Consider the following 26,400-nt stretch of genomic DNA (forward strand, 5'->3'; position numbering starts at 1 on the left):
TACCAACTTCACTTGGTACATTATGCATTACAAGCAAAGTATCTTTATTGAATACCCATAGTCTTATCCAATGAGTTAGAACTGCTCCAGCAGTAATTGATATTTCATCTATTACTTTCTGCCAATCTACTATGATTAATAAACCTCCTAGATAGCGATTATCTATTTTTGAATTTATAGGAGAAATGATAGCAGTGATCCATTTACCATTAGGGTCTTTATATATAGAATCTGCTAAAGTAGGTTTTTTAGCAGCATCGTATATTCTCCATAAATCTGGATATAGATCATTTACTTTTTTACCTACATCAGTATTATTTCCTTCTGAATTATTTAATATAGTCCCATTTGGTTCTATTAAAGATATACTTTTAGCATAAGGATTTTTCCCTGCAACTAATTTCATTGAATTTATAAGTTCAGCTTCATCATCAGGATTTCTATACTCCATATAATTTATTACAGAAGAAAAAGAAGCATAAGTATCTGATAAAATTAGCTGGTTTTCAATTAGAGAATCGAAAAATGTAGAATATCCTTTTATTGTAGTTCCAAATCCATCATAAGAAGATTTATCTATAGCTTTTTTTGACATATATACTAATGTGGATATGGAAATAATTAAAAGCAATGCGATAAAAACATTAACTACAATAGGTATTTGAACATTTAAACTATTAAATCTCTTTTTCATAATACAGACCCCAATAAAGTTATATAAATAAAAATTTAAAATACTAGCTATCTAGAATATAAAAAATTGTAAAGATATATCGATTATAGTTGATATATTCTTTATGAATAACAATTTTCATTATATTGATGAAATCTAGTAACTCTTAACACCACTATATAGTATAATAGTTAAAATACTATATGTCAAATGTTTTATTATTCATACATTTTTTTGTAAAACTTGTGTAACTATGTATATATTTTTTTAATAAAAATATATACATAGTACATTAAAATAATGATAATTAATTTGACTTTTATCTTATTTATAGTACAATATATAAGCATTGATAGTATATTAATTTTATGAATTTAATATACTCTTAATGTTTATTCCCAAAATCTCATTTTAATTAAATAAAGGAGAAAAAAATCGTGAAACTCCCAAAAGTCAATGATTTAGGCTTTTTCGAGATTCGTCTCGAAAGTATAGGCGGAATGGGTGCTAATAGTGCTGGTAAAATGCTTGCAGAAGTAGGTGTTTTGACTCAAGGTTTCTATGGCGCTGCATTCTCAAGTTATGGTTCAGAAAAGAAAGGTTCTCCAGTTAAATCTTTCGTAAGATTTTCTGATACAGAAGTTAGAGTAAACTCTACAGTAGAAGAGCCTCATGTTGTGGCTGTATTCCATATGAATCTTCTTAAAAACCCTATGACATTAGCTGGTGTTAAAGAAGATGCTATCGTTATTTTTAACACTAATAAAACACCTGATGAAGCAAGAGATTTTGCTAAATTACATGGTGGTAAAGTAGTTTGTGTTGATGCTATTAAAATCGCTAATGATTTAAAACTTCCTTCACAAGCAGCTAACACTATCATTATGGGTGCTATGGTTAATCAGCTTGACTTTATAGATTCTGCTAAATTTGAAGAGCAAATCAGAAAGCAATTCTCAGGTAAGAAACCTGAATTAGTAGAACCTAACGTTGAAGCTTTCAGAAGAGGCGGAAGCGACTCTGTAGTAAAAGATTTCCCTGCAGACGGTAAATATCCATATATACCTTACAAAAAACCAGAACCTGTTTATGGTAAAAACAACCAATTAACAGGCGGTTATATCAATGCTGCTGGTAACTCTACTTTAAAAGATTTACAAGTTACTCGTACAGGTAATATACCAGTATTCAATCCTAAAAACTGTATAGACTGTGCTAACTGTGAAGTTGTTTGTCCGGACCTTTGTATCGTTTGGGAAAGAGGTGTTGATAGAAAAGATGCTTCTAAAACAAATGTTATGAATATGATGGGTATTGATTATCAATATTGTAAAGGCTGCTTAAAATGCGTTAGAGCTTGTCCTAAAGGACCTTATGCTCCTAAACAGCTTCCTAAAGAAGAACAAGCTTTAAGAATAGAAGTAGAAGCAGAATGTAATGTTGATGAACTTACATACAGACGTTATAAAAAATAATAAGGAGCGAATAAATGGCTAACAAATATAATCTTGCTGAACAAGAAAACATACTTGAAAGTGGTAATGAATTAGCAGCCATTGCAGCCGCTCAAATCAATTATCACGTAATGGGTTATTACCCAATCACTCCATCTACTCAAATTGCTGAGTACTTAGATGAAATGAAAGCTAATGGAAGACACACTGTTTGTATGATCCCTGGTGATGGTGAACATGGTGCTGCTGGTATCTGTTATGGTGCTACTACTGCTGGCGGTAGAGTTTTCAATGCTACTTCTGCTAACGGTCTTCTTTTTGCTATGGAACAATTACCTGTTCAAGCTGGTACTAGATTCCCTATGGTATTAAACGTTGTAAACAGAACTGTTTCTGGTCCATTAGATATTAAATGTGACCAATCTGATATTATGATGGCTCTTAACACTGGTTGGATCATCATTATGGCTCATACTACTCAGATGGTTTACGACTTCAATATCTTTGCTTTAAAAATTGCTGAAAGAGCTAAACTTCCTATCATAGTTTCTTCTGACGGATTCTTCACTTCTCACCAGAAGAAAAAAATACACCTTTTCAAAAATGATAAGGATGTACAAGACTTCTTAGGTACTTATACTCCTGAAGTTACTTCAGTTGAACCAGGAAAAAATCCTGTTACAATTGGACCTTACATGAACGAAGATGAGTTAACTGGAAGTAAATTACAGCTTTCTCAAGCTTTAGAAGATTCTAGAGCTATTATCTTAGATGTATTTGAAGAGTTTGCTTCTCTTTCTGGAAGAAAATACTCTCCTATAGAAACTTATAACATGGAAGGAGCTGAAGTTGCTTTAATGCTTTGTGGTTCTGCTTATGAAACTGGCACTTTAGCTGTTGACGAAATGAAAAAAGCTAATCCTAACCTTAAAATAGGTGCATTTGCTATCACTCAAATTCGTCCTTTCCCTGAAAAAGAATTACAAAAATTATTAGCTAATGTTAAAGTTGTAGTAGTAGGTGACAGACAAGATTCATACTCTGGTATGGGCGGTAATATGTCTACTGAAATCAGAGCTGCTTTGAAAAACGATGTAAACAATAAATCTTCTATTGTAAGCAGAGTTTATGGTCTTGGCGGTACTGAATTTACTCTTGAAAAAGCTAAAGAATTATTTGAATTAGGTTTAAAAGAATTAGCTAACCCTGGTTCTGTTGAAAAACATTCTTACTTAGAGCAATATATGGGTCATGCTGGTGTTGAAATGAAACCTATACATGAACATCTTACTTTAGAGAGCCAAAAATCTGGTATAACTGTTACTATGAACGAACAAACTCATAAACTTGAAGTTAAAGTTCCACCTCTTAGAGAATTAACTGGTAAAGCTTATCGTTATGCTCAAGGTCATGGTGCTTGTAACGGTTGTGGTATCTTCTCTGGTATCAATACTTTCATGAAAGGTATCGAAGGTGAGGTTGTTCTTTTAGTACATACTGGTTGTTCTATGGTTGTTACTACTGGTTATCCTTACAGCTCTTATAGAACTACTTATGTTCACAACTTATTCCAAAACGGTGCTGCTACTCTTTCTGGTGTTGTTGAAATGTATCATGAAAGAAAAAGAAGAGGAGAAATTCAAGGACCTGAAGATCCTACTTTCATAATGGTTACTGGTGACGGTGGTCATGATATAGGTATGGGACCTTCTATTGGTGCTGCTATTAGAAATCACAAAATGATTATATTAGAATATGATAATGAAGGATACATGAACACTGGTAACCAATTATCATTCTCTACTCCTATAGGACATAGAACTTCTACTTCTAACGTTGGTAAAGCTGAAGTTGGTAAACAGTTTAACCACAAAGATGTTGCTCAGATTTTTGCTGGTTGTCATATACCTTATGTTGCTACTGGCTGTGAATCTTATCCTTTAGATTTGATTAAGAAAGCTGCTAAAGCTCAGTGGTATGCTAATCATCATGGTACTGCTTTTGTTAAACTTCTTATCGCTTGTCCATTGAACTGGAAATCTCCTGATGATATGGGTAAAGATGTTATTAAAGCTGCTGTTGATTGCTGCTTCTTCCCATTATATGAAGTTGAACATGGTATTACTACTATTACTACTATGATAGCTGATGATAAAAAATTACCTGTTACTGAATGGTTGAAAATGATGGGTAAAACTAAACACCTTCTTAAACATCAAGACTTACTTGACTCTTTCCAAAAAGAAGTTGACAGAAGATGGACTAGAATCAAAGCTATGCATGAAAGTCCTGTTCTATAATAAGTTAATAGCTTAAAATAAAGATGACGGTTGTTTATCTGATAGGGTAGGCAGCCGTTATTTTTGTTTTTAAGCTTTATTATGAATCCATCCCATTACTATTTTCAATGTAAATAAAAATTTGAACTTCATTTTTCTTAATTACTTAATCTGAAAATATAGCTCCTACTAGATTTATTTAAATTTGCTGTATACTAAGCCGCACGCAGAACAAAATTATAAATATTGATTGATTAAAAATAAAATTTTGATTATAAAAAATAGCCAATTAACCGTGCGTTAAATAGGTTTTCAAATTTAAATAACACTTGGGCGGGTGCTAACATTTCTAATAAAACAATAAAGTTAATTTAAGTTAAAATGTGTAGATTAAGCAGAAAATTTTAAAGGGCGGGGTATTTAAATAAATTCAAAAATTATGTATTGAATTATTAAATAATTTTGGTAACATATAGGTATTATTTTTAAGGACTATTATATGAAAACTTATGAGAGATTTATAAAATATACATCTTTTAATACTACTTCAAACAGCAGAAATGAGAATCAAACACCAAGTACAGAAGGACAAAGAGTATTCGCTGAATATTTAGTAAATGAATTAAAAACAATGGGTATTGATAATGCTTATATAGATGATAAATCTTTTGTATATGCTTCGATACCTGCATCTAAAGGAAAAGAGGATAAGCCTAAATTAGGATTCATTGCACATTTAGATACCAATGAAGATGCACCGGGAGAAAATATAAAAACTAATATTATTAAAAATTATGACGGTAAAGATATTGTTTTAAATAAGGAAAAAAATATAGTTTTAAGCAGTAAAAAGTTTGATAATTTAAATAAATACATAGGCAATGATTTAATAGTAACAGACGGAACTACTCTTTTGGGTGCTGATGATAAGGCTGGTATTGCAGAAATTATGACTATGGCTGAAATTCTAATGAATGATAAAACAATAGAGCATGGAGAAATAAAAATAGCTTTCACTCCTGATGAGGAAATAGGAGAAGGTATTGAATACTTTGATATTGAAAAGTTTAATGCAGATTTTGCTTATACTATAGACGGCGGAGAGATTGGAGAAATAGAGTATGAGAATTTTAATGCCGCTTCTTGTAAAATAAAAGTTAATGGAGTGAATGTGCATCCGGGCTATTCTAAAAATAAAATGAAGAATGCTATTTTATTTGCAATGGAATTTAACTCTATGCTTCCAGCAGAACAAAAGCCTCAGTATACAGAAAAGTATGAAGGTTTTTATCATCTATCATATATAGAAGGTACAGAAGAAAAAGCAGAGCTTGAATATATTATAAGAGATCATGATTTAGAGAAGTTCAATAATAAAAAAGAATTCATAAAAGATATTTGCAGTTTTTTAAATAAAAAATACGGCGAAAATACATTTATATGTGATATTAAAGATAGCTACTATAATATGAAAGAAAAAATACTTCCTCATATGCATTTAATTGATAATGCTAAAAAGGCTTTTAATGAATGCGGAATAAAAGAAAAAATAGTACCTATTAGAGGCGGTACTGATGGGGCTAGATTATCTTTTAGAGGATTGCCTTGTCCTAATTTATCAGCTGGAGGAGAAAATTTTCACAGCAGATTTGAATACATTCCTGTTCAGTCTTTAGAAAAAATGACAGAGGTTATATTAAAAATAGTAAGCATATATTCTAATTAAATTAAAAAATAATAAAGTGAGCGGGTATGTATTAAGTTTTTAAATTTACTTACATTTGCCTGCCCAAGATTTGTTTAATTTTTTGAGTATATACCTAAACAAATATACTTTGTCAAAAATAAATTTATATTTTCTTTTTTATATCTGGGGCTTTGCTGCGAAGCACACAGTCGTGCCAGCCCCCACTTCTTTTGCGACCGAGAAGTACTGTTAAGTATTGCCACAGGCGAAGCCCGCCTACGGCGAGAAGCTATATCTTCGACAAGCTTGGATACGCTTCGCGAAAGGCTACATATAGGATTTTATTTAAGAGGTTATCTTACATATAAGACAATTTTAGTATGATTTTGTACTAATTTTATACTTGCACTTTTTGGTTCTTTTTGCGGCGGGAAAAAGAACAACAAAAAATTGACAAACTCTAAAATTTTTAGTATACACCGCACGCAGAACTAAATTTAAAATATATATTTATTCATAAATACAAATTTTATTATATTATAAAATTTCACTTACCGTGCGTTAAATAGTACTGATTATAATACTATCAATTTTTTCAAAACTATATTATATTAGAATGCATTAAAAATATTAAAAGGAAGTATTTATATGGGACTTTATATTGTAATTAATATTATAATATTGTTGGCTCTAATTGGATTACTCTATTTTATGCAAAAGAAGCATATGAATTTCACAATTAGAGTATTATCAGCTTTAGTTTTAGGCTTGGCTTTAGGGTTCGTACTTAGAACAGTTTATGCCTCAAATATGGAAATAGTAAATCAAAGTATCGTTTGGTACAATGTAGTAGGTAACGGTTATGTGAGATTATTACAGATGTTAGTTATGCCTTTAATTTTTGTTTCTATAACTATGGCTCTTCTTAACATAAAAGGTAATAGTAACAATCTAGGCAAAATGACTATGATAATTATTGGCGTACTAATGATAACAACAGCAATATCTGCTTTAGTTGGATTTTTAACAGCTAAAGGATTTGGTTTAGATGCTTCAAAACTTCAGTCATTGGTAGGCGATATATCAAAAGGTGCTTCAAATTATGAGGGTAGATTGGAAGAATTTTCATCAAGACCAGTTCCTCAGCAATTATTAGATATCATACCTACAAATCCATTTGCAGCATTAGCCGGTATGGGAGGATCGCCTACACTTTCAGTTGTATTTTTTGCAGCTTTAGTGGGTTCTTCTGCATTGGGACTTAGAAAGAAAAAGCCTGAAGTTTTTGAATTTTTCCAAAAGATTATGCAGTCTTTGCATGATGTTGTTATGAAGATAGTAGCTTTCGTTATGAGATTAACTCCATTCGGTGTATTAGCTCTTATGGCAAAATTCATGGCTACAAGCGATTTGAATGCATTCGCTCAATTAGGTCAATTCCTTCTAGCCTCTTATATATCTATAATAATTATGCTTATAGTTCATAGTATAATACTTATGATATTTGGATATAATCCTATCAAATATTATACTAAAGCATTTACAGTTTTAACATTTGCTTTCTCATCAAGAACAAGTGCAGGTACTTTGCCTTTAACTGTTTCAGCTTTAAAAGATAAAATGGGGATATCTGAAGGAGTTTCAAATTTATCAGCTTCTCTTGCTGTAACAATAGGACAGAATGGATGTGCTGGTATTTATCCTGCTATGGTAGTTGCTATGATTGCACCTACTTTAGGAATTAATCCTCTTGAACCTGCATTCTTAATAAAGGCTGTTATAATAATTGCTATTGGAAGTTTCGGAATTGCCGGAGTTGGAGGAGGAGCTACAAATGCCGCTTTGATTACGCTTTCAGCTTTAGGTTTTCCTGTAGGTTTAGTAGCTATACTTTTAGGAATAGAGCCTCTTATTGATATGGGAAGAACCATGCTTAATGTTAATGATGGTATGGTTACTGCTGCTGTTACAGGAAAAATCTGCAAGGAAGTGGATATGGATAAATTCAATTCCAATGATAATACCAGTTCTAATGAAGCAGAAGCTATGTAATTAATTAAAATATTATAATAAAAGTTTTAGGTATTCCAAATAAATTGGGATACCTATTTTTATATTAGATAAAATTTATATATCTGATAACCGCACGGTGAACAAAGTTGAAAAACATAATGAAATTTGAATTATAATATAAATTTTTAGTTTTGCTAAAATGTGGGGGTATATTCGCAATAAATTTAAAAAAACTTGGGTGGGCAGCTAAAATAACATGTAATATTGAAAAAGAAAAATAATTTAAAAACTACAGAATAAATTAAAAAAACTAAAGGGTGGGCGAGTGTAATTAAGTTTTAAAACTTTATTTACATACCCCCCCTTTATTCTTTATCACTACAATCTGCAATTTTCAATTTATTTATACTTAAAGCTAATGAAGAAATTATAGCACCCACCCAAGTGCAGATTAGATTTTTAATTTAATACTACGCACGCTTTATCTATTTTTATATATAGCAAAATTTGAATACTAAATTAATTTATATTTTTTATTTAGTTTACCGTGCGTAAATTAAAACTCTATATTGTTATTAGCACAAAACTCTTCAGCAGTTTTTATATTTTCTTTTGCAAGTGAAGTAATACATTTTACTATTAATTTTTTATCATCTTTTTTAGCAAAGCTGTATGCATCAGAAAAATATTTGTAAGCCTCTTCATTAAAAATATTTTTCTTATTGTTCATTTTATCTAATTGTATATAAATGTACGCTATGCTGTTATTAGCTAGAGCATGTTTACTATTTAGTTTTAAAGCATATCTAAAACATAATAAAGCATTGTTATAATATTTATTTGCATTGTCATTATCTTTCATTGATAAATAAATATTAGCTAATTTTGTAGTAGTATAACCCATACTGTCATAAATTGAAGCATTGTTTAAATTGTCATTTATTTTTAAAGCTAAACCCTTTTCATAATATAATAAAGCATCATTAAGTAAATCTATAGCCCTTTGAGTGTTGCCATATTTAAATTCATTGTTGGAATATTTTGTCTTTGAAAATCCTATTCCATTATAAGCATTAGCATATTTAGGATCAATTTCTAAAGCCCTTATATAATCTTCAAAAGCTTCATTGTAAAGTTTTAATTCTACTTTGCTGAGCCCTCTGTTATAATAAGCATCAATAGAAGACTTATCAGCTTCAATAACTTTAGTGTAGCAGTCTATAGCTTTTTGATGCTCTTTCAAAGAATCATAACATATACCTATATTAAAATAAGCATCCATTATGGTATTATCAATCTCTATTACTTTATAAAAATCTTTTATAGCCTCATTGTATAATTCCATTTCAATTTCAGCTAAAGCCCTGTTATAATATGGATCAGGAGTATTCGGATTAAGTTCAATAACTCTAGCATAATATTTCAAAGCTGTTTCATATTCCTCTAAAGCATCATAAGATAAAGCTAAATGATAATTAGCATATACACTTTCATTATCAAGCTCTATAACTTTTTTGAAATCTTTAATAGCTAATTCATAATTAGAACTTCTATAATGTACAAGCCCTCTTTCATTATAGGCATTAATATATTGCGGGTCTAATTCTATGGCTTTGTTTATATATTTTAAAGCTTCATCTAATTCATTTAAATATGAATTAGTAAGCCCTCTATAATAATAAAATTCAGCATCTTCACTGTATAATGAAATAGCCTTATCAAAATCTTCTATAGCTTCTTTATATAAATGCATCCTGCCTTTTAGTAACGCTCTATTATTATATAAATATGCATCATTTTGTTCTAGTTCTATAGCTTTATTATAATCCTCTAATGCCTCATCATACATCTGCATTTCATTTTTTATAAGACCTCTATTATTGTATGAATAAGTATCTTCAGGATTTAATTCTATAGCTTTATTATAATCTGCTAAAGCATCTTCATATAGTTCTAAAGATTCTTCAGCTAATGCTCTGTTATAATATGAATAGTATATATCATCATTTATTTCTATTATTTTTGTATAATAATTAATAGATTCTTTATAATTTCCTAACTTGTATTCAAGAAGTCCCATATCATTATATATGCTGATAATATTATCTTCATCGGCGTATTCTAATGCTTTTTTATAATCGTCCATAGCCTCTTTATATAACTCTAAGCTGTTTTTAGTAAGCCCCCTGAAATAATAGGCATTAGAATAATTGCCGTCTAATTCAATGGCTTTATCAAAGTCATTAATGGCATCTTCATATAGACCTAAGAAAAATTCTGTTAAACCCTTAGAATAATATGAATCGCTGTCATCATCTCTTAATTGTATAACTTTATTAAAGTCGGATAATGCCTCTTCATACATATTAAGATATCTTTTAGAATGTCCTCTGTAATAGTATGCATCATCAATTTCATCATCTAATAATAAAGATATATCAAAGTTTTTTATAGCTTCCTCATATCTTCCCAAATAAAAATATCCTAATCCTATATAGTATATAGCTTCAGCATCATCTTCATTAAACTCTAAAACTTTTTTGAAATCTTTTATTCCTTCTTCATATTGTCCTAAATATGATTTTGAATGTCCTCTGTTGTAGTAGGCATTAGATTTATCTGGAGACAACTCTATTACTTTGTCAAAATTTTTAATAGCTTCCTCGTAGTTTTTTAAATTAAAATATGATAGTCCTCTATTATAGTAAGTATCCACTAAAATATTATGAGTAGTATTTATATCTTCATCTTTTATATTTTTTCCTTCTTCATCATCTTCATTATCATAAGAATCGCTGTATATAATAAATTCGCTGTCTGAATATGCAATAATATCTCTATTATATATATATATAACTTCATCTAAATATTCTATTGCTTTTTTATAATCTTTTCCTATAAAAGCTTCATTTCCTAAATCAAATAATCTTTCTATCTTCTTTTTATCATCCATATTCATTTATCATTACTCCAATAATAGACTATTCTTATAATTATATACAAAAATATAATAATTACTATATATAATAGTTAATATTATTCATATGAATAGTTAGTATTATTCATTGATTTATTTTTATTTTTATAATAAATTTTGACAAACGTATATTTTTAAATATAATATAATATTGTTCTAATATTTACTAATATATTTTTTTAAAATTAAAAAAGTTTAATATCAATGAAGGAGGGTATATGGCTAAAGGTAGAGTTACTATTGATAGAGAACAATGTAAAGGATGTTCTAACTGCATATCTGTTTGTCCAACTAAGATACTGTATTTAGATAAAGAAAATATGAATTCTTGGGGGTATTATCCTGCAGCTATTACTGATATGGAAAAATGTATAGGCTGTGCTAATTGTGCTATGATGTGTCCGGATATATGTATAACAGTTGAAAGGTTAGATAAGGAGGAGGGTAAATAATGGCTAGAACATTAATGAAAGGAAATGAAGCTATGGCTAGTGCGGCTATTGCTGCAGGATGTAAATGTTTTTTTGGGTATCCTATTACTCCGCAGAATGAGATACCTGAATTTATGTCAAAAGCTATGTATGAATCAGGCGGATCATTTGTGCAGGCAGAAAGTGAGGTTGCTGCTATTAATATGGTTTATGGTGCGGGAGGAGCTGGGGTAAGAGCTATGACTTCTTCTTCTTCTCCAGGTATAGCTTTAAAACAGGAAGGTGTATCATATCTTGCCGGTGCGGAAGTTCCTGCTGTTATACTTAATGTTATGAGAGGAGGTCCTGGACTTGGAAGTATACAGCCTTCACAAAGCGATTATAATATGATGACTAAAGGCGGCGGAGATGGGGATTATAATTGTCCTGTTTTAGCACCTGCGAATTTACAGGAAGCTGCTGATATGATAATGGAGGCTTTTGATATAGCCGATCATTACAGAACTCCTGTTTATGTTGCTGCTGACGGTTTTATAGGGCAGATGATGGAGCCTGTAGATATAGTATATAAGCCAAAGTATGAGATAAAAGAAAAGACTTGGGCTGCATGCGGAAAAAGAGGAAAAAGAGAAAAAAATAATATAATTAACTCTCTTTATTTAGAGCCTGAATTATTATATGAACATAATCTTCATTTGCAGAAAAAATACGATGAAATAAAAGAAAAAGAAGCAAGAGCAGAGAAATACCATACAGATGATGCTGAATTAATATTTGTTTCTTATGGTACTATGTCAAGAATAGTAAGAGGTGTTGTTGATAAATTTAGAGAAGAAGGCAAGAAGGTTGGTATGATTAGACCTCAAACTTTATGGCCTTTTCCTGTTAAAGCATTTGATAATCCTAATTGCAAAATGTATATAAGTATTGAACTGAGCATGGGACAAATGGTTGATGATGTAAAACTCGCAGTGGAATGTAAAGTTCCTGTTAAATTCTATGGAAAGGCTGGCGGTTTGGTACCTACTTCTTATGAAATAATAGATAATGTGAGAGTTTTAGCAGGAGGTTTATTATGACAGTATTTGAAAAATCAAAAGGATTAACAGATGCCAGGACACATTATTGTCCTGGATGTATGCATGGTACTTCTCAAAGAATAATAGCTGAATGTTTAGAAGAACTTAATGTACTTGACAGAACCGTAGGAATAGCTTCAGTAGGTTGTTCAGTACTAGCTTATAAATATTTTAATTGCGATATGCAGCAGGCAGCGCATGGAAGAGCTCCGGCTGTTGCTACAGGTATAAAAAGAGCCATTCATGACAGCGTTGTATTTACACTTCAAGGTGATGGAGATTTAGCTGCAATAGGTACTGCCGAGATAGTACATGCCGCTGCAAGAGGAGAAAATATTACAGTAATATTTTTGAATAATGCAATTTACGGTATGACAGGCGGACAGATGGCTCCTACAACTTTGGAAGGACAAAGAACAACTACTACACAAGCCGGAAGAGATTTCCACAGAGCAGGCAAACCTATAAGAGTATGCGAAATGCTTGCTACTTTGGAAGGAGCTACTTTTGTTGAGAGAGTTGCTTTAGACAGTCCTGCAAATATTAGAAAGGCTAAAGTTGCTGTTAAAAAGGCTTTTGAAAATCAGATTGCAGGAAAAGGATTTTCTATAGTAGAAATGCTTACAAGCTGTACTACTAACTGGGGAATAGCACCAACTGAATCTCATAAATGGATAAGAGAATATATGATACCTCATTATCCTCTTGGTAATTTTAGAAATGACGGTTAAAAAAGGAGGGAATATATGAGTACAGAAAGAATTATTTTTGCAGGCTTCGGCGGACAGGGTGTTATGTCTATGGGACAGATGATAGCCTATGCCGGAATGATAGAAAATAAGCATGTTACTTGGTGTCCTTCTTATGGCCCTGAGATGAGAGGAGGTACTGCTAATTGTTCAGTAGTTGTAAGTGATGAACTTGTAGGCTCTCCTATGATTTCTCATGATGCCAGTGCGGCAGTTATTATGAATCTTCCTTCTCTTACCAAATTTGAAAAAGATGTTCTTCCTAATGGAATACTTTTAATAAATTCATCTTTGATAGATAAAAAGGCTTCAAGAGATGATATAAAAGTTGCTTATGTTGAAGCAAATAAAATTGCAGGCGATATAGGCAATCCTAAATCTGCTAATATGGTTATGCTTGGTGCTTTGCTTACACTTCATAATATAGTATCATTTGACAGTGTGCAGCAGGCATTTTTGAAGGTATTCGGAGAGCGTAAGAAAGATTTTCTTCCGTCCAATGAAAAGGCTCTTAATGCTGGACGCGATGCAGTTAAAGATTTAGTATCTTAATGTAATATAGTTATTTAATAAATAAAAAAGCTTGAGATAAAAAATTACGAGTGCCTGCTATTTGAAAAATGGCAGGCTCTTTTTACGAGTAATTTTTTATATATAAATAAAAAAGGCTCTTAATGCCGGACGCGATGCCGTTAAAGATTTAGTATCTTAATGAATATAGTTATTTAATAAATAAAAAAAGCTTGAGATAAAAAATTACGAGTGCCTGCTATTTGAAAAATGGCAGGCTCTTTTTACGAGTAATTTTTTATTTATAAATAAAGTTTTTAGCGAAAATTTTTTTATATATAAATAAAAAAGGCATTAAATGCCGGACGCGATGCCGTTAAAGATTTAGTATCTTAATGTAATATAGTTATTTAATAAATAAAAAAGCTTGAGATAAAAAATTACGAGTGCCTGCTATTTGAAAAATGGCAGGCTCTTTTTACGAGTAATTTTTTATTTATAAATAAAAGGTTCTTTTAATGGGTAGTTTTTTATTTATTTTTTATATCAACTTTTTTGGCTTTGCCAAAGTTGCAAAAAAGACATATAAATATTTTAACATAAACTAATGTTATTATAAATTTATTTGATTCTACTTAATGACATTTTATTTTTTATAAAAGTCTTATATTTTCAAAAATGGCACTAGTAATGAATATTTTCTTAATTTACTTTTATATATTTATTTGTTATAATTTGTTTATGAGAAATATTAACAGAATGAACGATTACTTTGTGCGTTACCTTCTAGGCTCTCTTGGAAATGAAGATATATTAGAAAATATAGTAAATTGTGTACTTAGAGATTCAAAATTTGATTAAGTACATGATTTAGAAATTATAAATCCTCATAATTTGCCTGAAAATATTAATCTCAAAGAATCTGTTCTTGATGTGAAAGCTAAAACAAAAGACAATAAAAAATAATTATAGAGATACAATTATCTGGAAATATTGATTTTGTAAAAAGGATATTTTATTATATATCAAAAAATGTGGTAAGTGAAATTAATGAAAACGAACCTTATGATATTATTAGTCAGATTATAAGTATTAATTTTGTGAACTTTAATATGGATTTTTATGATGAAGGTAAAGCCCATAGATGTTTTAAATTAATAGATACTGAGAATCATAGTGTGTCATTAGATATGATGCAGATGCATATAATAGAAGTACCAAGATTTATAAAAATATTAAATAATGCCAATACGGATGATATTAAGAAAAATAAAATATTATCTTGGATAGAGTTTTTTACAGTTAAAGATTTAGATAAAGTAAAAGATAAATTAAAGGAGGTTAATGATATTATGCCTAAAGTAATAGATAAATATGAGAGATTTATATCAAGTAAAGAAGAAATGGAAGTTTATAACGCCAGAGATGCTTTTTTATATGGTCAAACTATAATGTTAAAAAGAGAGAGAGATGAAGGTATAAGAGAAGGTATAGAACAAGGTAAAAAAGAACAGCAAATATCCATAGCTAAAAAATTAAAAGAATCAGGAATAGATATAAAAATAATAAGTGAAAATACAGATTTGAGCATAGAAGAAATAAAAAAATTATGAGCGTCTAGTAAATTTATTTACTAGACACTGTGGGCGAATAATTTTTTATGTGTAAATATAGAAATAAAAAAATTATGAGCGTCTAGTAAATTCGCATAATGCTTACAGAGTCATTTACTAAACTCCAGAAGCGAATAAGTTTTTTATAAAGTATATAATAAATAGAAAAACTATAATAAAATATATTAGTTGAAAAAATATATAATATTATTATATTATAAAAAGAGTTAATTTTATATAAAGAGGTGAGCAATATTATGAAGAAAATTTTATTAATAACTTCAATGTTAATAATAACTATCAGTACAAATCTTATGGCTAAAAGCGGTTTCGGAGTTGATTTGAGTGTACCTTTAGGAGCTGGTATTGGTTTTTTTTATGAAGATGGAAAAGAAAATAAAACATTGAAGCCGGATGGAGGATTTGAATTCGGAGTATATTTAAAACCTAATTATTATTTTGATTTAAGTATTTTATCTTTAGGTATAGCATTGGATATTGGATATCAAAGAGATGTATTCGCTTATAAATCAGATATTAATAAAGGTAATTTGACATTTGATAGCTTGAGTGTAGGTTTAATGCCTAAAATTGATATATTATTCTTATCTATTGGTGTAGGTGCTGGAGTAAAATTTCCTCTTGGTGGAAGCAGTTATTCTAAAGAAAATAGCGGAGGAGAGCATGTTGAAAAATATGATTTAAAACAGCTTCAAAATAATTTTAAGAATTTATACATACCATATCTTAAAGCAAGTTTAGATTTTCTTTTATTATATAATTTTACTTTGGGTATTTATATGTCTTATGATTTTCCTGTTATGGAATATAAAGAAGTTTCTCCAAAAGTAACATTCGGAGGATTTGATATAGGCGGACAAATAGGTATAAGATTCTAATAATTTTATTAAATATAAAAACCATGCAGAATTTCTGACATGGTTTTTATATTATTTATTACTTTTTTATCATTATTATTAATCTATAATAGCATAGGCTCTAACTGGAGAACCTTCGCTTCCTATGATTTTTAAAGGTGCGGCACTGAAAAAGAATTTTTTATGAGATACCTTTTCTAAATTTATCAGATTTTCTACAATACATATATCATTAGAAAATAAAATATCATGTATAAAGTTATTATTTGAAATTGAATCAACTGAAGGAGTATCTATTCCTATAGTTTTTATTTTTAAATCTATAAGCTTATATGCAAAACTTTCACTCAAATATGGAAAATTTTTATAATGTTTTTCTGTATTAATATTCTTATGCCAATATGTATTAATAAGAAGTATACTGCATTCTTTTATTATGTCAAAATTGAAATTATCATCAAAATTTATTTTATTATCATTATCAGGCATTATATCAATACAATAAGCATTTCCAACAAAATAATTTAAATCTATACTTGCAGCAGAATCTTTACCTTTTATGCAATGAAGAGGAGTGTCAATATGGGTTGCAGTATGCACGCACATAGATATATTTGTGATATTAAAATATTCATAGTTTTCAGCTGAAACTTTTACATCAATATCATCAGGATAATGAGGCATATTATTATATATTTCAGCTGAAAGATCTATTATCATATTTTTTTAATTCTGTTTATTATCATGTCTTTTTTTATTATTAGGTTTAGAAGAAGCTAAAGAAGCAAATATTACTCTGCCGGCCTCTTTAGGAAGAACATTGTCTATTTCTATTTCAACATTTTTTCCTATTAAATGTTTTGCATTATCAACTACTATCATTGTGCCATCTTCCAAATAACCTAAAGCCTGTTTATCTTTTCCTTCTCTTATCAAATCTATATTGATAGTTTCGCCCGGTAAAACAACTACATGAAGCGAATTAGCTAAATCATTTATGTTTAAAATATCTACTTCATGTATGGAAGCTACTTTCATTAAATTAAAGTCATTTGTTATTACTTTAGCATCCATTTTTTTAGCAAGCTCAATAAGTTTCAAATCAACTTCTTTGATATTAGGAAAATCTATATCTGTGATTGAAAGAAGTATGTTTTTAGAAGATTTCATTTTATTTAATATTTCTAAAGCTCTTCTTCCCCTTATTCTTTTTTGAGGATCTCTTGCATCGCTTAAAAACTGCACTTCTTTTATAACAAATTCAGGAAGTATAAGAAGCCCGTCAAAAAATTTCTTTTCTGCAATATCATATATTCTTCCGTCTACTATTACAGATGTATCTAATATTTTTGCGGTTTTAGTTTTATCCTGCTTTGTAAGTTTAAACATATTTGATATGCTTGGTATGAAAGCTATAATAATACCAAAAATCAAATATCCTTCTACGAATAGAATAATTAATTTTTCATTTAATGATAAAGTTATTCCTACAGTATTAATTGTACTTATAGTTAAAAGTACAGTAATTAATGTCAAAAAGAATGCTATAAAAAAACCTAATATGATTTTAGAAGTTTTCTTTCTAATAAATAAAAACTCAAATAAAAACACCAATATTGCACTAATTATAAATACTGTTAATGTTTGATAATTAAAATGTTTCAGTATAAAATAATCCACAGCTAGTACTATACAAGATAGTACAAAATACACAACTCTCCACATAATTTCCCCTTAATTTTATATTATATGCATATTATTTTTTTAAGGAATAAACTAATATAAACAGGATAAGGTATTATTCTTTATCAGCATCTTTTTTCTTTTTTTTGCCGTTTTTAGCCGTTTCTTCTTTTTCTTTAACTACTTTTTCTTTTTCTAACGGCTTAGTCTTGAATTTTTTAGCTGACTTCTCCAAAGCATTTGATACTATATCTTCGATTTCATCTCTATCTTTTTTTAATGCTATACTAATTTCATTAACTATAAACATATAAGCTTTTTCATATAAACGCTTTTCGCTTGCAGAAAGTTCTTTTAATTTGTTTCTTGTGAATAAGCTTCTTGCAACCTCTATCGTATCTTTAATATCTCCGCTTCTGAGCTTTTCTTCATTTTCTTGATATCTTATTTTCCAATTATTTTCTATATCATGAGGTTTTGTCTGTAATATATTTAAAAGATTATCAGCTTCTGCTTTAGATATAATCTTTCTTATACGATATTCTTTAACTCTATTTATAGGCACTTTTAATGTAATATTTTCACTTTCACATTCTAGAACATAACATTCTACTAGATTAGAATTAACTTTATTATCTGATATTCCCACAACTTTGCATATACCGTACATAGGATATACAACATAAGTATTCAATTTGTACATATTAGCCTTTCTTGTTAATAGTTAATGGTTTATTCTAATAAAATATAATAATATACCTCGGTCTATTATATGTTAAAATTATAAAAAATCAAGTATTTTATTACAGTATTCAAGTTGTATTTGTATTATTAATTATAAATTTAATTACGAATTTTATTAATAAATTTAGAAAATTTATAACTAGATAGCTTGCTATATTTAAATATATAGTATACTATATATATTGACAATAATAAAAAGGAGGTACAAACGTATGACAGATAAAAAAATAGAATTATTTGAAAATTATCCAGTACATAAAGCTCTAATTACGCTAGCACTTCCAACAATATTAGGAATGTTAGTAAATGTTTTTTATAATATGGTAGATACTTTTTTCGTAGGACAGACAGGCGATCCTAATCAGGTTGCTGCTGTATCATTATGTATGCCTATATATTTGCTTCTTATGGCTTTCGGTAATATATTTGGTATAGGAGGCGGATCATATATATCAAGAAAATTAGGGGCCAGAGATTATGAATCTGTAAAAAAGATATCAGCATTTGCTTTTTATGCAAGTATTATAGTAGGATTTATTTCTATGGCTGTATATCTAATATTTATGAAGGATATATTAAAAATTTCGGGAGCAAGTCAGAATACTTATCAATTTTCTAAAGATTATTTGGTAATAGTGGCATTTGGGGCTCCTTTTGTAGTTAATCAAATGGCTATGGGACAGATTGTACGAGCTGAAGGTTCTTCAAAAGAGGCTATGATAGGTATGATGATAGGTACTATAGTGAATATTGTATTAGACCCTATTATGATACTTTATATGAATATGGGTGTTGCCGGTGCTGCTCTTGCTACAATAATAGGTAATGCTTGTTCTACTGTTTATTATATATACCATATATTAAGAAAAAAATCTTTCCTATCTATACATTTTAGGGAATTTACTTTGCATAAAGATATACTTATCAATGTATTTTCTATAGGAATACCTGTTTCAATCAACAATATACTTATGAGTGCTTCTAACATATTAATAAATAATTTAGCAGCAGGATACAGTGATAATGTAGTAGCTGGTCTTGGAGTATCTCAAAGAATATTTACTCTTGTTGTATTAGTATTCATAGGACTTTCTCAAGGGCTTCAGCCTTTTGTAGGTTATAATTTCGCTTCTAAAAATTATAAGAGAATGAATGCAGCTATTAAAATATCTTGTGCTGTAAGCGTTGTAATAGGATTTTTACTTTTAGGATTATCTTTAATATTTGGAAGATTAGCAGTAGCTGTATTTATCAACAATGAAGAAGTAATCGATTATGGTGTAAAATTCTTAGTTGCTAGTTATTCTATAGCTCCTATAATAGGTTTTCAATTTGTATTTATGTCTACATTCCAAGCGTTAGGAAAGTCAATTCCTTCTTTGGTGCTTTCTATAAGCAGACAAGGTATAGCATTTGTTCCTACAATACTTATAGGTACAAAATTATTCGGCATAAAAGGTATTATATGGGCTCAGCCTATAGCGGATGTAGTTACAGTTATAATGGCTAGTATTATGTACATATATATTTATAAGAAAATGAAAAAGAAATTATCTGAAGAAGAAAATAATAGTGAAAATAATTCTGAACCAGCTTATGCAAATGTATGACATTTCGTAAACTTTTCATAGACCTTAGCCTGCACTTTTATTTTTATAAGTGCGGGCGTTTTTTATTATTAATACATCAGATTTTTTAGTACTTTTGCAAAGTTTTAGAAAGATATATGTATTTTATCTTATTTTAACCTCCCGCCCTTTCAAATTTATAGCTTCAATTTTAATTAAAAATTTTATTTATATTTAAAAATTAATCAGAAAAATTAAAGCCCGCCCAAGATTTTTTTAAAATTTTAAGTATATACTGAAAATTTTTAAGTTTGTCAATTTTTTTATTGTTCTTTTTCCCTCCGCAAAAAGAACCATACGAAGTACGCCTGCGGCGAAAGTGCAAGTATAAAATTAGTATTAAATCATACTAATTATGTTTTATATGTGAGATAAATTACTAAATTTAAGTAAAAATGTAGCCTTTCGCCGAAGGCGGGCTGTGCCTGCTTCTCGCCTGCCAAAGGCACGCACAGTGAGGCGGGCTTCGCCAGTGGCAATACCACAGGCACTTCCTTCGGTCGCAAAAGAAGTAGGGTTCCGTAGGCACGCACAGCGGGGGCAAAGCCCCAAATATCAAAAGAAAAATATAACTTTAATTTTTCTTGTTACAAAACTAGATTTTTTAGCTACCCACCCAAGATTTTTTTTTAAATTTTAAGTATATACACCCAAAATTATTCATCATTAGAGTCTTCATCTTCTTCATCGTTTAAATCTATGAATATAGTATATAAAGCACATATATTGTCATTTTCATCATAAGCAAAATAGGAAGGATAATAACCATCCCCATAACCACTTGTAAATAATACTATATTAGAATCGCTTTCAGGCACATTCCAATTAAGCCAATCACCATATTCAGATTGATATTTAGGATTCTTTTTGGCATTATCTTCTAATAAGTCGGAAAATAAATCATCGTATCTGTTATCGAAATCTCCGCCGCTTTCTTCTTCAAGTTTGTTTTCATATTCAAAATATTTTTTAGCCGCATCATAATCGCAAAAACAACCCATACCAGCATCAACAGGATATCCGAAAAACTCTCCTTCTTCTACTTCAGATAAATCTTCTTCTCCTGTAACGGCAAGTTCATATCTTTTAGGTTCTTTATCAGAGAAAGAAATTTTAGCTATGGAAATTCTCTCCTCATCTTTTATTATAAGAAGTGAAACTTTATATTTATTAGGCTTTACAGTTTGAATGAATGGAGATACTTGATCATCATACATATATGCTAAAGGATCGCAGGCAATTATTTTTCCTGATGATAAATTAACTTCTCCTATATCTAATATATCAAGTTCTGTATCATTAAATTTCTTATCTTTAAAAGGCTTATCCAAATCAAAACCAGGCAAAAGCAGATGTTTTACTTTGTCGAATTGTTGTTTGAAATCTTTGTCCATATACTACTCCCAATAGTTATTATTATGATGATAATATACTATAAAAGATAAAGAAATACAAATAAAAGTTTATTCCAACTTAAAATAAACAAGTTCTTGCTGCAAATTATTAGTGCTGTTAGCAATATCTCTTCCCAAATCTGAACTCTGACTAGCCAAACTTGAGTTTTCCTGTGTGATATTGTTAAGCTCATTCATAGAACTTCCTATTTGTTTTACGCTGTCTTCCTCTTCATTAACTGAAGAAGCAATATTGACTAATATTTCAAGTACATCATTAGTTGCTTTCTCTATTTCTGATAGAATATTTAAAGAGTTTTTTGCTGAATCATTACCTACATCTATTTTAGCTACAGTAGTATCTATAATATTAGTAATATTTACAGCTGCTTCATTAACATTTTGTGCCAAAGACCTAATCTCAGAAGCAACAACAGCAAAACCTCTTCCCTGATCACCTGCACGTGCAGCTTCAACAGCAGCATTTAAAGCCAATATATTAGTTTGAAAAGCAATATTCTGTATTACTTTACTAATATTGGATATTTCTTTACTGGATTCATATATTTCTCCCATATTATTTGTGATTTCACTTACAGATTGAAAACCTTTATTAGCTTATTGTGTTACTTCATAACTCATATCTCTAGCTAATTGACAATTTTTAGCAGTGGAAGATATAGCAGAAAATAAACTCTCTACAGATGCAGAAATCTCCTCTACAACAGCAGCTTCTGAAGAAGTTCTATTGGATAGATTATCTATTCCCGAAGATATTTCATTTGAGGCATTATTTATAGCTTGTATATTAAGTTTTAACTGAGAAACTAAATTATTGATAGCAGATTGCATATCATTGATTGAATTATTAAGTTTTCCTGCAACACCTGATTTATTTAACTCTTTTTCTTCAAATTTATTATTGAAATTACCGTCTTTCATTAAAAATATAGTATTAATAGCATTATTCAAGTTTCTAGATAATGGTATTGCTATTTTAGATACAAGTAAAAACTCTAAGAATATTAATATAATCATAATTATCAAAAAAGATATCATAATTTTATTAAAACTATTATAAAAATCTTCAGCACTATTCTTAAATACTAAAAAGAAAGGAGTCCCCTGTATTCTTTTTATAAAAAACCATTCATCTTTTACTAAATCTATTTTGTTATCAATAGATGAAAAAGAATCTTTAAATTCATCAAATATAGGATCATTAAATAGAGTAATGTCTTTATTTAAAATATAATCTTTATTATTATGTGTTATATATGTACCATCTAAATAAACTAAATAAAAATTATAGTCACAATATTTTTTAGCCTTTAATATTAGATCTTCCATATTATCAAAATCTATTCCCAAAACTCCCATAAGCTGAGAATTAGTATATACGGCTCTGCTAAAAGTAATGGCTATTTTTCCTGATGCAGCATCTAAATAAGGTGCGCTTATTACTGTATCATTAGTTTTTAATGCATCCTGATACCAACCTCTGCTCACATGATCATAAGTTCTTGGATGTACAACTAAAGTATTAATAAACATACCACCTTTTGAATAAGAAATGGTTTCTCCAAAATAAATGCTTAAATAATTTTTATAAGTATTTTGTATATTTGTTATAAATTTTCCAAAATAATAATAATCAGAAGAAATTTCTAAATTTTTAGAAAGTAATGATATATCATCTTTTATATCATTTAAATAATTTTCAGCTATTATATCTATATTCATAGCCTGTGACATATGGCTATTTAAATATTGATTTCTGTATATTGGTTTATAAATAAAATATACCGCTATTAGTACCATAGTTAAAAAAATTATAAATGGTGCTAGGAACTTAATGATTAAATCGTTTTTCATATAAATTACTACTCCTTTATTTAAAAGATAGTAATTTATAGTTCATAATTCAAGTAATAATTAAATTTTATTATGATTTTAACTATAAAAATATTGTATTTATTGATTAAATTGCATCTATATTTCTAGTAGCTATTATATCAGAGCCTATAACATTATGAAGTATGGTATCTCCTATATGAATAGGAGCATTAACTTCTACATTTTTTAAAGCCTCAAGACATTCATTAATTCTTGATTTGTCTATAGGATCTTTAGTTTTCACAGGAAGCATTTTTAATTTGCCGTTTTTTACTTTTACTATAGAAGTAACCATTCTTACAGGATGGATAACCTCATCTCTGGCATAAGTATCTCCTCTTTTGCAAATGTTTCCGGTTACATTTAAAACATTACTGCCATCCAACTCTACATATAAATCGCATCCCATAGGACAGCATATACAAGTTAATTCTTTTTTTTCCATTTTAATTACTTCCTTATATATTTTTATTGTTTTTTAGTTATTGAGTTAATTAAATAAACTCAAATCTGCCATCATATTTTTAAGCATTATTTCAATTCTTGGCATATGTTCTGCTATAGTAAAGCCAACAATTTCCTTTTCTTTGGCAATATCATTTATTATTCTTACTGTTTCGTTTATCTTCATTCCGTTTGGAGAAACACCGACAGCAGCTATTATCTCATTAGGATCAAGCACATCCAAATCAAAATGTATTAAAACCTTAGAAGCATTAGATTTTTTAAGCCAATTTATTATATTTTCACTTGAAGCTTCTTCAGGAGCAAAATGGGTTATGCCGTATTCCTCTTGACGTTTTTTTATCTCATCTCTTTCCCAATCTCTAAGCCCTACAAATAATATTCTATCAGATGAAATTTTGCTTGGAAGTATAGAGCTGATATTTTTATCAACATTACCCATACAAGAACTTATAGCCATAGCATGATATCCAGCATAAGTATTATCTTCAGGCAAAGTAATATCAGGATGAGCGTCTATCCAAATTAAAGCAACATCATTGTCATATTTTTTATTTAAATATGTGAAAGGTACTACACTAACAGAACATTCTCCTCCGAAAGTAATTATTTTATCAGGATTATTTTTATTTAAAATATCTAAAGCATTTTTAGTTTGAGATACTATAAAATCATAATCAATAATACCATTTTTTATTTCTCTGTTTTTTATATCTAAAGATACAGGAACTTCTAAAGTTTCATGATCATCATTTTGAGGTGCAAGTATGCTTAATAATTTTGCCCCAAGATAATAACCTCTTGAAGAATCTTCAGGCTTTAATTCCTTTATCCAATCAGATATAATTCCGCCCTGCCACTGAGGATAAATTAATCTTATAGTTTTACTCATTAATTAACTCCGATAATCAATTATCTTCTATCTTAAACTCAATATTTTTTAAGCCTTCTTTTGAAAGCAGAGATTTATCAAGTTTTACAGTTTCCATTTCACCAGGAGCAAATATCAAATTCTTTTTATGTATTACTCTCTCACCGTCAAAATAAACATTTAAGAATTTGTTTTTAAATATATTTGCTACTCTAAATCTTACAATAACATGATCATCTACATTATCAACATTAATCATAGAAGGAACAGTATATCTTACTCCATTAGAGCCTTTTAAATAAATAGAGTTGCTGTCATCTCTTCTTTTATTTTTAATAACATAAGAAGCGGAACTCTTTCCTGCAGTTTCAGCCTCTTCAGATACAAAGTCTACTAAGTCATGAACATGAAGTACATTACCGCAAGAGAATACTCCGTCAATATTAGTTTCTAAACTTTCATTAACGAAAGCTCCAGAAGTTATAGGATTAATCTCAACGCCAATCTCCTTTGAAAGCTCATTTTCAGGAATAAGCCCAACAGATAAAAGCAAAGTATCGCAAGAATAATATTCTTCAGTACCTTTAATAGGCTTCATATTATCATCAACTTTAGCTATAGTAACTCCTTCAAGTCTTTCTTTTCCCTTAATATCTATAACTGTATGACTAAGTTTAAGAGGAATTCCGAAATCATCCAAACATTGAACAATATTTCTTTTAAGTCCTCCAGAGAAAGGAAGTATTTCAGCTACTACCTTAACTTTAGCACCTTCAAAAGTCATTCTCCTAGCCATAATAAGTCCTATATCACCAGAACCAAGTATTACAACTTCTTTACCAGGCATATATCCTTCAATATTAACTAAATGCTGAGCAGCACCTGCAGAAAATATTCCGGCAGGTCTAAATCCTGGTATATTCAAAGCTCCTCTTGAACGTTCACGGCATCCCATCGCAAGTATTACAGCTTTTGCATTAATCTCAATTAAGCCTTCTTCTTTGTTTATGTAAGTAATTTTTTTAGTTTTGTCATTATTAAGTACAATATCCAAAACCATAGTATTAAGCTTATAATTTATATTTAGATTTATAACTTTTTCTATGAATCTATAAGCATATTCAGGCCCTGTAAGCTCTTCTCCAAATCTATGAAGTCCGAAACCATTATGTATGCATTGATTGAGTATGCCTCCAAGCACCTCATCTCTTTCTAATATAAGTAAATTATCTATACCATTTTCTTTAGCAGAAATGGAAGCGGCAAGTCCGGCAGGCCCGCCTCCTATAACAACAACATCATAAGATTTCATTTTTTACCTCGTTTATTTTTTATATACTAAAAAATTTTAAGTTTGTCAATTTTTTGCTATTCTT

Annotated in this window: 19 protein-coding genes and 3 pseudogenes; 11 read left to right on the forward strand and 11 right to left on the reverse strand. The window is 29.3% G+C overall.

Annotated features, from left to right (window positions below; all coding sequences use genetic code 11):
- Nucleotides 1-694, reverse strand: a pseudogene (locus BRSU_RS00005) (methyl-accepting chemotaxis protein); the annotation flags it as partial.
- 416 nt (nt 695-1,110) lie between these two features.
- Here BRSU_RS00005 and BRSU_RS00010 point away from each other — a divergent pair.
- From BRSU_RS00010 to BRSU_RS00025, 4 genes are all read left to right on the forward strand, one after another.
- Nucleotides 1,111-2,148, forward strand: a complete 1,038-nt coding sequence (locus tag BRSU_RS00010; RefSeq protein WP_048593216.1) for a 2-oxoacid:ferredoxin oxidoreductase subunit gamma family protein — start codon at nt 1,111-1,113, stop codon at nt 2,146-2,148.
- 14 nt (nt 2,149-2,162) lie between these two features.
- A complete protein-coding gene (locus BRSU_RS00015; RefSeq protein ID WP_048593217.1) occupies nt 2,163-4,427 on the forward strand; it encodes a thiamine pyrophosphate-dependent enzyme in 2,265 nt (754 codons plus the stop codon).
- Nucleotides 4,428-4,905: 478 nt separating this feature from the next.
- Entirely contained in the window at nt 4,906-6,132 is a 1,227-nt protein-coding gene (pepT, locus tag BRSU_RS00020) for a peptidase T (RefSeq protein WP_048593218.1), read from the forward strand.
- A gap of 609 nt (nt 6,133-6,741) precedes the next feature.
- Entirely contained in the window at nt 6,742-8,145 is a 1,404-nt protein-coding gene (locus tag BRSU_RS00025; RefSeq protein WP_048593219.1) for an L-cystine transporter, read from the forward strand.
- A 517-nt stretch (nt 8,146-8,662) separates the two neighbouring features.
- Here BRSU_RS00025 and BRSU_RS00030 read toward each other — a convergent pair.
- Nucleotides 8,663-11,065 carry a tetratricopeptide repeat protein gene (locus BRSU_RS00030; RefSeq protein ID WP_048593220.1) on the reverse strand — a complete coding sequence of 801 codons (2,403 nt, stop codon included), beginning with the start codon at nt 11,063-11,065 and terminating at the stop codon, nt 8,663-8,665.
- Nucleotides 11,066-11,301: 236 nt separating this feature from the next.
- On the opposite strand from BRSU_RS00030, the gene BRSU_RS00035 reads away from it, so the two are divergent.
- The 6 genes and pseudogenes from BRSU_RS00035 (at nt 11,302) to BRSU_RS00060 (ending at nt 16,364) form a co-directional block, all read left to right on the forward strand.
- Nucleotides 11,302-11,535, forward strand: a complete 234-nt coding sequence (locus tag BRSU_RS00035; protein ID WP_048593221.1) for a 4Fe-4S dicluster domain-containing protein — start codon at nt 11,302-11,304, stop codon at nt 11,533-11,535.
- The gene (gene vorB, locus BRSU_RS00040; protein ID WP_048593222.1) at nt 11,535-12,593 is read left to right on the forward strand and encodes a 3-methyl-2-oxobutanoate dehydrogenase subunit VorB; all 1,059 of its coding nucleotides are present in this window, start codon (nt 11,535-11,537) and stop codon (nt 12,591-12,593) included. Before BRSU_RS00035 ends, vorB begins: the two co-directional genes overlap by 1 nt.
- Complete coding sequence (locus tag BRSU_RS00045; RefSeq protein ID WP_048593223.1) at nt 12,590-13,324, forward strand: thiamine pyrophosphate-dependent enzyme; 735 nt, start codon at nt 12,590-12,592, stop codon at nt 13,322-13,324. Before vorB ends, BRSU_RS00045 begins: the two co-directional genes overlap by 4 nt.
- A 15-nt stretch (nt 13,325-13,339) precedes the next feature.
- Nucleotides 13,340-13,894, forward strand: coding sequence for a 2-oxoacid:ferredoxin oxidoreductase subunit gamma family protein (locus BRSU_RS00050; RefSeq protein WP_014489138.1), 555 nt, complete (start codon nt 13,340-13,342; stop codon nt 13,892-13,894).
- A gap of 699 nt (nt 13,895-14,593) precedes the next feature.
- A pseudogene (locus BRSU_RS00055) lies at nt 14,594-15,465 on the forward strand (Rpn family recombination-promoting nuclease/putative transposase).
- A 257-nt stretch (nt 15,466-15,722) separates the two neighbouring features.
- On the forward strand, nt 15,723-16,364 hold the full coding sequence (locus BRSU_RS00060; protein ID WP_048593224.1) for a hypothetical protein: 642 nt from the start codon (nt 15,723-15,725) through the stop codon (nt 16,362-16,364).
- 78 nt (nt 16,365-16,442) lie between these two features.
- Here the strand turns inward: BRSU_RS00060 and BRSU_RS00065 are convergent, their stop codons facing one another.
- The 3 genes from BRSU_RS00065 to BRSU_RS00075 all read right to left on the reverse strand — a co-directional run bounded on the left by BRSU_RS00065 (nt 16,443) and on the right by BRSU_RS00075 (nt 18,729).
- Nucleotides 16,443-17,063 (reverse strand): cyclase family protein, encoded by a 621-nt coding sequence (locus BRSU_RS00065; RefSeq protein ID WP_048593225.1) that lies wholly within the window; start codon nt 17,061-17,063, stop codon nt 16,443-16,445.
- A gap of 6 nt (nt 17,064-17,069) precedes the next feature.
- A complete protein-coding gene (locus tag BRSU_RS00070) occupies nt 17,070-18,068 on the reverse strand; it encodes a PIN/TRAM domain-containing protein (RefSeq protein WP_048593226.1) in 999 nt (332 codons plus the stop codon).
- A gap of 73 nt (nt 18,069-18,141) precedes the next feature.
- On the reverse strand, nt 18,142-18,729 hold the full coding sequence (locus tag BRSU_RS00075) for a CarD family transcriptional regulator (RefSeq protein WP_048593227.1): 588 nt from the start codon (nt 18,727-18,729) through the stop codon (nt 18,142-18,144).
- 253 nt (nt 18,730-18,982) lie between these two features.
- Between BRSU_RS00075 and BRSU_RS00080 the strand changes: the two genes are divergently transcribed.
- Entirely contained in the window at nt 18,983-20,380 is a 1,398-nt protein-coding gene (locus BRSU_RS00080) for an MATE family efflux transporter (protein ID WP_048593228.1), read from the forward strand.
- A 674-nt stretch (nt 20,381-21,054) separates the two neighbouring features.
- On the opposite strand, the gene BRSU_RS00090 is transcribed toward BRSU_RS00080, so the two are convergent.
- From BRSU_RS00090 to BRSU_RS00110, 6 genes and pseudogenes are all read right to left on the reverse strand, one after another.
- Nucleotides 21,055-21,792: a DUF4241 domain-containing protein gene (locus BRSU_RS00090; RefSeq protein WP_048593230.1), complete on the reverse strand. Its 738-nt coding sequence runs from the start codon at nt 21,790-21,792 to the stop codon at nt 21,055-21,057.
- 69 nt (nt 21,793-21,861) lie between these two features.
- Nucleotides 21,862-22,398, reverse strand: a pseudogene (locus tag BRSU_RS15105) (methyl-accepting chemotaxis protein); the annotation flags it as partial.
- Between the two features lie 12 nt (nt 22,399-22,410).
- Nucleotides 22,411-23,667: a methyl-accepting chemotaxis protein gene (locus tag BRSU_RS00095; protein WP_483413621.1), complete on the reverse strand. Its 1,257-nt coding sequence runs from the start codon at nt 23,665-23,667 to the stop codon at nt 22,411-22,413.
- Nucleotides 23,668-23,773: 106 nt separating this feature from the next.
- A complete protein-coding gene (locus BRSU_RS00100) occupies nt 23,774-24,133 on the reverse strand; it encodes a DUF1667 domain-containing protein (RefSeq protein ID WP_048593231.1) in 360 nt (119 codons plus the stop codon).
- Between the two features lie 45 nt (nt 24,134-24,178).
- Complete coding sequence (locus BRSU_RS00105) at nt 24,179-25,045, reverse strand: arginase family protein (protein WP_048593232.1); 867 nt, start codon at nt 25,043-25,045, stop codon at nt 24,179-24,181.
- Between the two features lie 16 nt (nt 25,046-25,061).
- The gene (locus tag BRSU_RS00110) at nt 25,062-26,336 is read right to left on the reverse strand and encodes an NAD(P)/FAD-dependent oxidoreductase (protein ID WP_048593233.1); all 1,275 of its coding nucleotides are present in this window, start codon (nt 26,334-26,336) and stop codon (nt 25,062-25,064) included.
- Between the last annotated feature and the right edge of the window lie 64 nt (nt 26,337-26,400).

The organism is Brachyspira suanatina (assembly GCF_001049755.1).
Lineage (GTDB): Bacteria > Spirochaetota > Brachyspiria > Brachyspirales > Brachyspiraceae > Brachyspira > Brachyspira suanatina.

Bases quoted from the DNA above. Each gene is read 5' to 3' on its own strand.
- BRSU_RS00015 (WP_048593217.1), top strand. From the start codon at position 2,163: ATGGCTAACAAATATAATCTTGCTGAACAAGAAAACATACTTGAAAGT.
- pepT (WP_048593218.1), top strand. From the start codon at position 4,906: ATGAAAACTTATGAGAGATTTATAAAATATACATCTTTTAATACTACT.
- BRSU_RS00025 (WP_048593219.1), top strand. From the start codon at position 6,742: ATGGGACTTTATATTGTAATTAATATTATAATATTGTTGGCTCTAATT.
- BRSU_RS00030 (WP_048593220.1), bottom strand. From the start codon at position 11,065: ATGAATATGGATGATAAAAAGAAGATAGAAAGATTATTTGATTTAGGA.
- BRSU_RS00035 (WP_048593221.1), top strand. From the start codon at position 11,302: ATGGCTAAAGGTAGAGTTACTATTGATAGAGAACAATGTAAAGGATGT.
- vorB (WP_048593222.1), top strand. From the start codon at position 11,535: ATGGCTAGAACATTAATGAAAGGAAATGAAGCTATGGCTAGTGCGGCT.
- BRSU_RS00045 (WP_048593223.1), top strand. From the start codon at position 12,590: ATGACAGTATTTGAAAAATCAAAAGGATTAACAGATGCCAGGACACAT.
- BRSU_RS00050 (WP_014489138.1), top strand. From the start codon at position 13,340: ATGAGTACAGAAAGAATTATTTTTGCAGGCTTCGGCGGACAGGGTGTT.
- BRSU_RS00060 (WP_048593224.1), top strand. From the start codon at position 15,723: ATGAAGAAAATTTTATTAATAACTTCAATGTTAATAATAACTATCAGT.
- BRSU_RS00065 (WP_048593225.1), bottom strand. From the start codon at position 17,063: ATGATAATAGATCTTTCAGCTGAAATATATAATAATATGCCTCATTAT.
- BRSU_RS00070 (WP_048593226.1), bottom strand. From the start codon at position 18,068: ATGTGGAGAGTTGTGTATTTTGTACTATCTTGTATAGTACTAGCTGTG.
- BRSU_RS00075 (WP_048593227.1), bottom strand. From the start codon at position 18,729: ATGTACAAATTGAATACTTATGTTGTATATCCTATGTACGGTATATGC.
- BRSU_RS00080 (WP_048593228.1), top strand. From the start codon at position 18,983: ATGACAGATAAAAAAATAGAATTATTTGAAAATTATCCAGTACATAAA.
- BRSU_RS00090 (WP_048593230.1), bottom strand. From the start codon at position 21,792: ATGGACAAAGATTTCAAACAACAATTCGACAAAGTAAAACATCTGCTT.
- BRSU_RS00095 (WP_483413621.1), bottom strand. From the start codon at position 23,667: ATGAAAAACGATTTAATCATTAAGTTCCTAGCACCATTTATAATTTTT.
- BRSU_RS00100 (WP_048593231.1), bottom strand. From the start codon at position 24,133: ATGGAAAAAAAAGAATTAACTTGTATATGCTGTCCTATGGGATGCGAT.
- BRSU_RS00105 (WP_048593232.1), bottom strand. From the start codon at position 25,045: ATGAGTAAAACTATAAGATTAATTTATCCTCAGTGGCAGGGCGGAATT.
- BRSU_RS00110 (WP_048593233.1), bottom strand. From the start codon at position 26,336: ATGAAATCTTATGATGTTGTTGTTATAGGAGGCGGGCCTGCCGGACTT.